Annotated in this window: 8 protein-coding genes; 3 read left to right on the top strand and 5 right to left on the bottom strand. The window is 34.3% G+C overall.

Going from position 1 to position 12,308, the window contains the following annotated elements; genetic code table 11:
- Positions 1–11: 11 nt before the first annotated feature.
- The 5 genes from HNQ94_RS14580 to HNQ94_RS14560 all read right to left on the bottom strand — a co-directional run bounded on the left by HNQ94_RS14580 (position 12) and on the right by HNQ94_RS14560 (position 8,285).
- Entirely contained in the window at positions 12–560 is a 549-nt protein-coding gene (locus HNQ94_RS14580) for a sigma-70 family RNA polymerase sigma factor (protein WP_174497042.1), read from the bottom strand.
- 31 nt (positions 561–591) lie between these two features.
- Positions 592–1,467 carry a polysaccharide deacetylase family protein gene (locus HNQ94_RS14575; RefSeq protein ID WP_246200038.1) on the bottom strand — a complete coding sequence of 292 codons (876 nt, stop codon included), beginning with the start codon at positions 1,465–1,467 and terminating at the stop codon, positions 592–594.
- A gap of 186 nt (positions 1,468–1,653) precedes the next feature.
- A complete protein-coding gene (locus HNQ94_RS14570) occupies positions 1,654–2,952 on the bottom strand; it encodes a homoserine dehydrogenase (RefSeq protein ID WP_174497044.1) in 1,299 nt (432 codons plus the stop codon).
- Positions 2,953–3,183: 231 nt separating this feature from the next.
- Positions 3,184–4,080 (bottom strand): GNAT family N-acetyltransferase, encoded by an 897-nt coding sequence (locus HNQ94_RS14565; protein WP_174497045.1) that lies wholly within the window; start codon positions 4,078–4,080, stop codon positions 3,184–3,186.
- Positions 4,081–4,160: 80 nt separating this feature from the next.
- Entirely contained in the window at positions 4,161–8,285 is a 4,125-nt protein-coding gene (locus HNQ94_RS14560; RefSeq protein ID WP_174497046.1) for a choice-of-anchor L domain-containing protein, read from the bottom strand.
- A gap of 210 nt (positions 8,286–8,495) precedes the next feature.
- Between HNQ94_RS14560 and HNQ94_RS14555 the strand changes: the two genes are divergently transcribed.
- From HNQ94_RS14555 to ddpX, 3 genes are all read left to right on the top strand, one after another.
- Positions 8,496–10,580 (top strand): sensor histidine kinase, encoded by a 2,085-nt coding sequence (locus tag HNQ94_RS14555; RefSeq protein ID WP_174497047.1) that lies wholly within the window; start codon positions 8,496–8,498, stop codon positions 10,578–10,580.
- On the top strand, positions 10,577–11,293 hold the full coding sequence (locus HNQ94_RS14550; protein ID WP_174497048.1) for a response regulator transcription factor: 717 nt from the start codon (positions 10,577–10,579) through the stop codon (positions 11,291–11,293). The genes HNQ94_RS14555 and HNQ94_RS14550 overlap by 4 nt, the downstream gene beginning before the upstream one ends.
- A gap of 197 nt (positions 11,294–11,490) precedes the next feature.
- Positions 11,491–12,297 carry a D-alanyl-D-alanine dipeptidase gene (gene ddpX, locus HNQ94_RS14545; protein ID WP_174497049.1) on the top strand — a complete coding sequence of 269 codons (807 nt, stop codon included), beginning with the start codon at positions 11,491–11,493 and terminating at the stop codon, positions 12,295–12,297.
- The last annotated feature ends 11 nt before the right edge of the window (positions 12,298–12,308 follow it).

Raw genomic sequence — 12,308 nt, 5'->3', positions numbered from 1 at the left:
CCGATCGATTCTTAAGCTGGTAGCATGTAATTGGCCCCTATTAAGGACTCGCCTGCTTTTTCTTTTTCCATATAACATTTTAAAATCTTTAGTGCTCGATGCTGGGTTGTTTTTACCTTACTTTCTGTCCATCCTAAGCACTTTGACGCTTCTGCTATGGGAAGCTCATTTAAATAACGAAGAATAATTACTTTTCTTTGATCGACTGTGCAATAATCCAAACATCGATATATCCAGCAAAGTTCTTCTTTTTGAATGGTCAGTTCCTCGGGTTGAGGCTGGTAATCCCTTAATTCATTTTCAAAATAATAATAGTCGTATTGATAATTTTTCCGTTTGCCTTGTTTTCTAAAGTGATCAATTACTATATTTCTCGCAATCGTAAATAACCACGTTTTTTCATTATTTACTTTTTGGCAATCATCTTGAGCTTTAAGCACTCGCAAAAAGACATCTTGTACTAAATCCTCCGCTTGTTCCTTGTTTACTCCCATATACATTAAAAACTTAAAAAGGTCTTTGTTGTACTGTTTATATAAATCGTCTATAGATCTTTCCATTTTGCTCGCTCCATTTATTTTTTTATTTTCATCAAAAATGATAAGGATTCATTTGTTCATTCATAGCGTCTAGCTCATAATCTTCTTTATCCAAATAAGATAATAAGTTTGGTAAATAGTCTATAGTAGTTTTTTTATCGTGGAGTAAGATAACAACTGGTTTTTCAATAGATGAAAATGATTTCAATTCATGTATGACCTTTTGCACATATTCTCCTTTTTTGTATTTCCAGTCTTCACTATCAATCGTCCAATCCCATACTATAAATCCATTTAATACACACTCGTCTAATTGAGAGGATGTTAAATGAGGAGAAGAACCATAAGGCGTTCTTATTAAATTACTACTTATCCCCGTAATACTTTTAAGCGTAACTTGTGTCTGTTTCATTTCAGAAATTACACTATTTTTTGATTCATAGAATTTCTGTTTATTATGGGAAACTCCATGTAGACCAGGCACATGTCCATCTCTAATTATTGCTTTCGTTGCATCTGGGTACTTTCTCATGTTAGGCTCCAGCATAAAAAATGTAGCTTTTGCCTGATAGCTTTTTAACACTTCCAGTAATTCATCGGTGTTATTTGATGGCCCGTCATCAAATGTAATATAAACGGTTTTTTGCTTATAGCTTTTATTGTTAACCTTGTTTTCAACAGGAATTTCTTTATCTAATTTTTTCTTTACGGATTGTTTAGCTTCATAATTAATCTTTTTAAGTTCTCTAATTTCTTGATCTAGTTGAAAATATTCTTTCTGTAACTCAACTTCATTAAAAACACTATCTTCTGTTATCATAGCTTTTGTTTTGGAAACTAGAATAATATTGAAAATAAATAGAAGTGTTGCTAAACAAAAAAATATGAAAAAAGCTTTGATTATTATCTCATCATGTTTACGTACCATCACGAAATCCCTTTCCTCTTTATGTTAGTAAAATCATAAACCTTTCTAGCAAGAAAAGGGTTATAAAAAAGTAACAGTTTTTATGATACTCCGTAACCTTTTTGTAACTTTATGATTAAAATAAAAAAACCTCACCTAAAGTTACATTAGGTAAGGATTTAAAGGTAATTACATTTTATTGACGATTTATTCACTACCTTCTACTCGATAAACGCTTTTAATTTTTTCAATAGCAGCTAAACCTTCCAACTCTTTCAAAACACCTTCTACACTTTTTTTAGAAGAGTTATGCGTTACCATTATTAATTCTGCTTTATTTTCGGAATGGTGTGGCTTTTGAATAACTTGCTCTATACTTACATGATGAGTAGCAAGACTTTTTGTAATTTGTGCTAAAACACCACTTTCATCATTTACAATAAGTCGAACAAAATATTTAGACCATATTTCTTCTTCCGTTTTTAATTTTTTTTCTTTATATGGTGCAACCATGCCTCTTCCATTTACACCTAACTTCATATTTTTTACTACCGTAACAAGATCGGAAACAACTGCATTTGCTGTAGGTAACTCACCCGCACCTGGACCATAAAACATCGTTTCACCAACCGCTTCTCCATAAACATAAACAGCGTTAAACACACCATTAACCGATGCAAGTGGATGCGTTTTTTCAATCATTGTTGGTTGGACACTAACCTCTATTAACTCATCGTCTTGTTTAGCAATCCCTATTAGTTTTATCGTATAGCCTAATCGATCACCATATTTCATATCATCTAACGATACATCGGTAATCCCTTGGCAATTTACTTCCTCCAGGTTCATTCCGACATGAAAGCCAAGGGTACTTAAAATAGACATTTTTCTAGCTGCATCTAAGCCCCCAACATCAGCCGCCGGATCAGCTTCCGCATAACCTAATTCTTGCGCTTCCTTTAATGCTTTCTCGTATGACTGACCTTCCTGGCTCATTTTAGTCAAAATATAATTAGAAGTCCCATTTACAATGCCCATCATTTTAGTAATGCGGTCAGAGGAAAAGCCTTCAACAAGTGCCCTTAGGATTGGGATTCCTCCTGCAACACTAGCTTCATAAAATAAGTCACAGCCTTTACCAGCAGCTTTTTGAAGTAACTCTGCCCCATGAACAGCCATCAAGTCTTTATTTGCTGTTATAACATGCTTTCCATGTTCTAATGCCTCTAATACATATTCCTTCGTTTGATCAATTCCACCCATAACCTCTACAATGACATCAATTTTAGGATCTTGTAAAAGACTATATGGGTCATCTGTTAAAAGATCAGAATCCACATCAAAATTTCTTCTTTTCGATGGATCTTGAACTAATATTTTCACTACTTCTATTTGTACACCTGTTTGATGGAGCAAGTCTGCTTGATGCCCCTCAATTAAGCGTAACACCCCTGTTCCAACCGTCCCCATACCCATTAGACCTACTTTTACCTTTTTGTCTAACAAAACCTTCACCCTTTCCTCTAACCAACACACAACACAACGCGTGTCTTTTATCCGTGTACCTTTGTATTTGTATAGAGGACATTATAATGTGTTAGAGACAATAATTCAATGATATTAACTAAAAAAGTTCAAATTGATTGAACTTTACGTTTCTTAGCTGAAAGCATTAATGATATGTTTATTGGATAAAAAAACACAAACGCCCTAGTTTAGGAGGTTGTGTTTTTGTGATTAAATCAAGCTATAGTTATAACATGCCACTGCTTCCACTTGCTTAAAACCTTCTTGAATATATAGTGATTTCGCTCGTTCGTTATCTGCATTTACACAAAGAATCGTCCTTTTAAAGTCCTTTTCATTAGCGATGTGCAAAGAGGCCCTTAATAATATTCTTCCTAAACCTTTACCTTGATACTCAGGAATAACAGCAACTGGGCCAATATTCATAATAGGCTCACCTTCAAATTCGTCTTTACTTCCCTTTACCACTCCGACCGGTTGTTGATTATGATAAAGGATAAGTAAACCACCTTCTAAATACTCATCGTCCTTTGTCATCTCCGTAACCATGTCAGGTGTAATTGGTGTTTCACTTCCTTTAAGGGTTGCAAAGCTTGCATTTCTCACTTCACACCACGCTTGTTCATCTTTACCAGGTTGGAAAGTTTTTATTTCGTAATCTATCGGCAAGTGATACGCGGGTACTTCTAACTCATCTCTAACAAGAAGGAAAGAATAGCGCTCAATTTGAAAATCTAAAGCTTCTATGGAGTGTTTTAACTCTTTATTTTCCTCTGGTACAAAAACAAAGATATTTTCGAGTCCATCAACATGTCCTAAAATACTCTCCATTAGTATTTGGTAGATTTCTTTGTTTTCTGTTTCGGAATGAAATATTCTAAAACGACCTTTTTTCCCGCTTCTGTTGTACGCATCAATAATGAGGGAAACAGTCCCTATTATATTTCCACTATCATTCGTTACAATATAGGTAGGGTTTTCTTCATTTGGTTCAAAATCTCGAAGATCTTCATCATATAAATACGATTCATCTATTTCTCCTTTATATTTTTTACAATACTGAATAAACGCCTCTACCTTTTCACTTGTTAGTGCTTCTATCTTCATCCTTATCACCCTTTTTCAATCTCTATTAGAAAAAGCTAATATCTAATGTATTCTACAAAAGATATTAGCCTTTCCTTTTTTTATGCTGTTTTTTTCTTTCTTCTCGTTAGAGCCATCATCACTATCCCCACGCTTAATAAGACCAATCCTATACTTAATAAGTTATAGACATTTGTAGATGTATTAGGTAACGTAGGCGACTCTTCTTTATCTTCTATCGGGCCTTCTTCCTTAGGATTATCCACAGGTGGCTCCTCTTCTTTTGGTTCTTCTACAGGTACATCATTGTTATTTAAAATTTCATAAATCGTAAAAGTACTAAACTTATTAATTTTAAACTTAATTCCTATTGGATTGTTGTTTACATCATAAACAATTTCACTATCGGCAATTACTTTTTCATCGGCATGTTCAATGAAAACGCGTAACATTTCAGGATCTGTTACTTCATCTAAAATTTCCTCCAATGGGAACGTTACTTCTGTCTCAAAACCTCTATAGTTTGTTTCAATTTCAATAGGTGTTCCAAGTACATTTACTTTCTTTCCAGCTGCACTTTCTAAAACAGCTTCTTCAATGGAGACAGCTTGCCTAACCTGTTGCTTTTCATTTTCCTCCGTTATAGGTACAAGGCGGAAAAAAAGATCTAAATTATTTTCACTCATTTTTAACAGCTGTTCTTTGCTTAAAACTAGTTGAGCGTAAGTATTTTCAACTTTAATAAATTCTACATCATGTTCATTAGCAAAAGCTGTAATAGCACTTCTATCAATTTCTATTGCAAATTCACTTGCTACATCACTAGGATTAACAGGAAATTGAATGGTTGCGATACCATTAATTACATTAGTCAAAACCGCTTCAACTATTTCGTCTGTCACAATGATTTTATCAATTTTACCTATTACATCGCTGTTATTTATTACATTAATTCTTTCAATAGTTAATGTCGTATTTCCTACATTAATTTGACGTGCAGAATTAACATCTACTTTTTTCTCGATTCCTGCTGCTTTTATAACGAGAAGGAAAGTTCTTGTTTTTGTCACATTACCTTTTGAAACAGTTGCTGTTATCGTGACACTTTTATCATTCTGTTGTCTGTTAACAGTTGTGGTAATTTGCTGCTTTCTTACGTCACTTGAATCGATTTTAACAACTCCAGAATCATTTGATGTCCAGACAACATCCGTTTCATGATTATCCGTGCGTAAAAGATAAACATTGGATGTAACACTTTCCCACGTATCATTCACCCCGTTATTTTTCTGGAAACCAATTTTCAAATTACGTAATGTATCATCCACTTCTTGTTCAAAAGTGAGTAAGCGGAAAGTTTTCTCTTCACTAGTAACGTCATTAACTGTTTGCGTCACTAGATAATCTACACCTTGCTCTAAATTCGCAAAAACATATTTTCCTTGATCATTCGCTATACCCGTACTAATAGTGTTTCCGTCTTTATCTAGTAATGTAACAGTTGCACCAGGGATAAGGTTACTTACCTCAACTGTTTTATTTACATTATCCATCTTATCCTCAGCAATTGCTGGTTTACTAGGTCCTACCGTCACTTTATTAGAAAGATTACTTTCTACTTCGTTCACAGTTTGGGTCACCTGATAGTCTAACCCTACTGTAACACCTGTAAAGATAGCTTCTCCTGATAGGTTTGCTGTTGTAGAAGCAACCAATTTACCATCTTTATCATAAAGATTAATAGTTGCTCCTGGGGTTGAGCCATTGACTGAAATAGTATTTTCTCCATCAGCACTTCCTATTGCAATGATTGATTTAGGTTTTATGACTAATATTCTAGATTTTGCATCAGCATTATTACCCGCTTTATCACTTACGTTATACGTAATCGTATAATTACCAGGCACATCAGTATGGACAGGTATACCTGTAACTAGAATCTTATTTGAAACATCACCATCAATGTTATCCACTGCTGTTGCTGAATCGTCTATATAGTTATTGCCTTCTACTAATTGAACTTCTTGACTACCTTTTAAAGAAATGATTGGTTTTGTAGTATCCACTGTGAATGATACTGTGTCTGATCCAACAACACCTCTATCTGAAATGGTTACTTCAGCAGTATAATGTCCATCGTTTAAAAGAATGGAACTAGTAGATGTCCATTGATTATTTTCAACTATGCCGGGATAAGTAGTTCCATTAATTTCAATTGTAATGGATGATCCATTTGGGGCATTAGTAGAACCCTTAATCACTTGTAAATTGTTTAAATGAGACATATTAGTTGGACTTTCTATTAGGACAGCCGGTGCTTCAATAACGGTTACCTCTACTAAATCACTTTCCACTTTACCTTGTGTTTTTGCAGTAACAGAAAGAATATCCTCTTTTACGATTGTCACATCCTCGGGTATTTCAACTGACCATTTACCCTCACCATCTGCTATACCTGATCCAATTACATTTTCATCGCGCTTTATAGTGATTTGTGCATTTGCTTCAGAAGTACCGCTTATCACTTTTTCGCCAATAATAAGTACTGGTTTCGTCGGAATAGGAGCTTCTGTTTTACCTTGTTCTTCGACTATAATTATCCATTCCCGGACAGTACCATCTTGAGCTGTAATCTTATATTTTACAGGGTTTGTAAAATTGTTTGCGTTTTGGCCACTTTCTTGTAAAACTTGATCAACCTCTGCCCCTTGTGCATTATCAGATAAAACAAAAGTTGCTATTAACTGATCTAACGCTGTTCCATTTTCTACCTCAATAAATACCGTTCCATCAATGCTGTTAATTTCTGCTGGTTTCGTTTGTTCTCCAAAACTAAAAGACTCTATATTAGCAGAGTTGCTCAGTACATTTATCGTTCCTGTTGGAGCTTGAACATTATTATTATTATCTACATCATCTGGAAATTGACCAAATGTACCTGTAAACAGATACGCTCCAACCTGATTACCATTATAGTCCGGATTAGAATTAACGCTCCATTCTATTGGGACCTCAGTAGTTTGACCATTATCTAAACTGACTTCTACAGTCATTCCTAATGTCAATTTTGCTTCTTCTACACTAGTTCCATGAGGGACCGACTTTATTACAGGATTTGCACTTTCAATACTCTTTGTCTTTATTGGTATATCTTCTAGTAATACAGGAGTACTATCAGGATAAATTTTTGCACCACCTATAGGATTACTTAATTCTATAGTTTTTGTACTTGACGGTACTTTGATTACCTTCTCGGTTTCTCCATCTCCAAACTTAACGGTTCCAGAGTCTATCGTAGTCCCATTTTCATCTTTAGCTACCCATGTTGCGGACGCTGTACCATCACTTCCTCCTGAACGTTTAATCGTAACGTCATACTGTTCTCTTGTATCAAATTCAATTTGCCCAGGTTGAACGGCTCTATCATTTAAACTGCCTGCTTTTATAAAGACGTTTGAATCATATTGATCATCAAAACCATCTGCAATTGCTAGTTTGATTGTGTTTGATACACCTGGATTAACACCTACTGAAACAGACATTACAACTGTAAGACCGTCCATTTCCGTATTAAGAGCTCCACCTTCGTTGTTTATAAAATACTCTTCATTTTTCGCATCTATACCGTATGGATTACCACCATTAACAGTATTTATTGAAACTGGTGTATTTGAATCAGGGAGTAAAGCTACATTTTCTCCATTTACAAAAAAAGCAAAAATATCATTAAAGTCACTATTTGCGTATTCATTATATTCTTCAGATGAAAAAACATATTGAAACGATATGTAGTTCCCACTTGGTACAAATGTAAATTCTAATGTTGCTGCATCATAGGTTCTAAATCCTGCTAAATTAGTTAGACTTGAATCACCCGAACTATTATATCTAGTAGTTTTATCACTTTCTATGTTAGGTCCTATCACATCTTTAGCATTCCCTGTACTCAAGATTATGCCATTTTCAAAACCTACTATATCATTACCCCCACCAAAGATGCCAAAAGCATTTGTATTTCCCGTTAACTTAATTTCACTTGCAATAACACCACTACCTAGAATCTCGTTTACTAACTCTTCTTTTGTTTGAGCTATATCGACTCCCAGCCCTCCACTTGCTGATGATATGGTAGGGAAAAATAACAGATTAGTAGCTATTGAAGTGAAAATCAGTGTAAAAAGTACTACGTGCGTTATAAGTTTTTTTATTCTCTTTCTTATATACAAAATAAAATCCCCCTCTAGAATCACAAGAACTGCATTCTTTATCTTTTTTTTGGCTACTGGACTAAAATTTCTACTTACTTTTTTTTACAAATTTCGACGCATATTGACCTAATGTCTTCCTAATTATAAAGTAATAGATAATAAGCATTCTATATAAAAAACGTTAACTAAAGTAAAGTTTTCTTAACCTACCAAAAAGAGGGTATATCTATGATCAAAGGAAAATACTATTTTGTCCTTTTTCTTCTATCTATGCTTTTTATTAACTATCAAGGGCTAGAAGTTGAGGCAACAGAAAAACAATTGATAAATGAAGGATATTTAGATCTTAGCAATAGTGACTTAGATCAGGTTCTTCTACTAGAAGGACAATGGGAGTTTTATTGGAAGCAACTACTTGTTCCCGAAGATTTTAAGACTACCAATGAACAGGAAAAAACCAATTATATTGAAGCCCCAGATGTTTGGGTGGATGCAGATTATACCGGAAGTCTTCCCCTTTCCAATTCAGGGTTTGGCACTTATCGACTCGTTATTCATATAAACGAAGAAGACTCTAATGAACTTTTATCTGTTTATATTCCTTCTGTAGCCTCAGCCTATAAGCTTTGGGTAAATGGGGAGCTTCTTGCTAAAAATGGAGAAGTCGGCACAAACCGGGAGAGCATGAAACCTAAATCTTTTTCTAAAACAGCCTCATTTGTACCTCATTCGAGTGAAATTGAAATAGTTATGCAAGTTTCTAATTTTTCGCAGCGTAAAGGCGGAATGTGGTCTCCATTAAAATTTGGATCGCATGACGCTATTAATAAAAATAGAGAAATGAATGTAATTCGAGATATCATTATTGCAAGCGCCTTATTTGCTCTTAGTTTTTACCTTATTTCACACTACTTTTTTCGTTCTACTTCCAAGCTTCCCTTATTTTTAGGGGTGTTTTGCTTCTTTGTTTCATTGCGTACTCTCTTTGTAGGTGAGCTATTATTTATGTATTTATTTCCCTCTTTTTCATGGGAATTGAGCGTTAAAATAGAGTATCTTACTATTTACTTTAGCTTCATGGTACTTTTCCTCTTTTTATATTATTTATTTCCAAGAGAAGTTAATAAAAGAATCATCTATTTATCTGTTGCCATATGTTTACTATTTAGTCTCACAACACTCTTTCCTGCATATATATACACTCACTTTCTTTATACTTTTGAGACCTGCTCCATCGTTATTTTTATCTATTGTATTTATATAGTTGGACTTGCTGTTATAAGAAAGAGAGAAGGTGCTATTTTAAACTTTTTATCGGTATGCTTTTTTGTTATTGCGGTGATACATGATATCTTTTACTATAACTTGAAGATTAATAATAGTGTGGATCTTGTACCAATTGCTGCCGGTGTGTTTCTTCTTGCGCAGACACTTATAGTTGCTAAAAATAGTTCCAACGCATTTGCGGAAGTAGAAAAACTTTCTCAAGAAATAAAGGAAACCAATACACTGTTAGAACAAAAAGTTGCAGACCGTACTTATGAGCTTCAAGAAAGAAACAAGCAGTTACATCATATTGAACAAACACGGAAAGAATTCTTTTCCTCTGTTGCACACGAAATAGGTACACCGATGCAATCTTTACAAGGTTACGTTCAACTATTAGAAAACAAGGTCCAATCCGAAGAAGAAAAAAGTTATGTAAATATTGTTGGGGAAAAGGCAAAGTTAATTAATCGGTTATCTAAGGACTTACTTGATCTGGCAAAAATGGATGAAGGACAGTTTGACTTTATGTTAGAAGAAGTAGATGCCGTCCATTTGCTAGAACACTTATATAACCGCTTCGAGCATGACATAGTAAATGAAAAAATGAACCTCGATTTGCAATGGGGTAGTTTACCAAAGGAGCATGACCTTCTCCTTCAAATTGATATTTTACGGATCGAACAAGTATTTTCAAATATTATTCATAATGCGACCAAGTTTACTCCTGAGGGAGGAACTATTACAATTGTAGGAGAGTATGAAGAAAATCCTAGTTCCTATCATGAAAATGGTATATTCCGTATACTAATTTGTGATAATGGAATTGGTATAGAGAAGGATATACTACCAAATATTTTTACCCGTTTTATCAAAGGAAAGAATTCGTTGAATAAAAAACAAGGTTCTGGCTTAGGCTTAGCCATTTGTTACGAAATCATTAAAAAGCATGATGGTACAATTTCGGTACAAAGTAAAGTTGGGGTAGGAAGTCAGTTTTCTATAACATTACCAGTGACATTGGTTGAGAAGGAGAATCCAAAATGAGCTTAACTATTTTAATAGTAGAAGATGATTATGATATTCAACACTTTCTATCTACCGCTTTATCCAGCTACGGATTTCATCCAATTATTGTTTCACACGGGATGGGTGCCTTACACGCTTTCGAATTAAACCAGCCAGATTTAATACTGTTAGATGTTCAACTTCCTGATTTAAATGGGTTTGATGTTTGTGAAAGCATTCGGAAGGTTTCTAATGTACCAATTATATTTGTAAGTTGTTTAGATGATGGTTCAGATATTATTCGAGGATTAGAATTGGGTGGCGATGATTATGTGACAAAACCTTTTGATTTGCAGCAGCTTATTGCCCGCATAAAGTCTAATCTAAGGCGAGCACCTGTTTTTAACCGGCAAAATGATACTACTAGTCAACCAATGAACCTCGATACCGAAAGTTTAAAAATTGGTCCCTTGCATCTTAACTTTTACTTACAAAGAGTCACTTTCAATAATCAAAACATTGATCTCTCGAATAAAGAATTTTTAATTCTATCTATCCTTGCTCAACATCCTGATAAAATATTTAGTGCACACGAACTTTATACACTTATTTGGGGAACAGACAGTCTTGGGGAGACAAGAACGTTAAAGGTTCATATTAGTAACTTAAGAAAAAAACTAGAACTGCATACCGGAGTATCTACATATATTCAAACGGTCAGAGGGCTTGGTTATCAGTTTTGTATAAAATAAATATAATTAGATGAAAAAGAGAAGCTTTTGATAAAAATGGAAGCTTCTCTTTTTCATTACCTAAACTTGCTGCACTTCTCTTTTCAATATCCTTCATAACTTTTATAAATATTTTTTCCTATAAGCTTATAATATAGACAATTTATAACGTCTAACTAAATAGAGCAAGTTACTCTATTAACAGGAGGAGGTAAACCATGAAAATAGTTAACATTACTTTCGTGCTAATGGCTATTTTTCTTTTATCGGGATGTATACATTCGACTAAAACGGAAATGAATTCACTTAAAACACGCATAACAGCATTGGAAGAAGAGAATTCCCTAATTGACGAAGAACGTTCTTTACTCAAATCAGACAACAAGCTTTTAGAGAAGGAAAATGAAACGTTACTTAAAAAACTTGAAAAAATAGAGCAGGAGCGAATTGATCAATTAACTAAAATAACAGGACTGGTCAATATACGAGATATAGATAACACGATTGTCGTAGATTTACGATATGCAACAGAAAACAACTTTGTAGAGAAAAAAGTGTATCCTGTTGCCATCTGTTTACTTCAAAAAGATACTGCCCTCAAGTTAAAGCATGCGAATGATTTAGCTAAAAAGGATGGATACCGGATAAAAGTATGGGATGGATATCGGCCACTTTACGTACAAGAGATATTCTGGGAAAACACACCAGACCCTAGATATGTAAGTGATCCAAGTAAAGGTACCGACCACAATCGTGGAGTAGCAGTTGATATTACCTTAGTAGACGAATTAGGCAAAGAGTTGGAAATGCCTACTGGCTTTGATGAATTTACAGAGAGATCCTGGAGAAATCATCAAGGCAATACAGATGAAGCGCAAAAAAACATGGAATATTTAACAAAAATCATGCAAGAAAGTGGATTTTCATCTATTAGCACGGAATGGTGGCATTATCGTGACACTAATGAAAAAGATTACCCGTTTCAGAACGTAGATTTAGAGTATTTCGTACCAAAAACGTTTTAACTCAAAAAAGG

Source organism: Salirhabdus euzebyi, assembly GCF_014207435.1.
GTDB classification, from domain to species: domain Bacteria; phylum Bacillota; class Bacilli; order Bacillales; family Alkalibacillaceae; genus Salirhabdus; species Salirhabdus euzebyi.
Note: the sequence above shows the minus strand (reverse complement) of the source record. Positions and strands in the feature narration are given on the sequence as shown.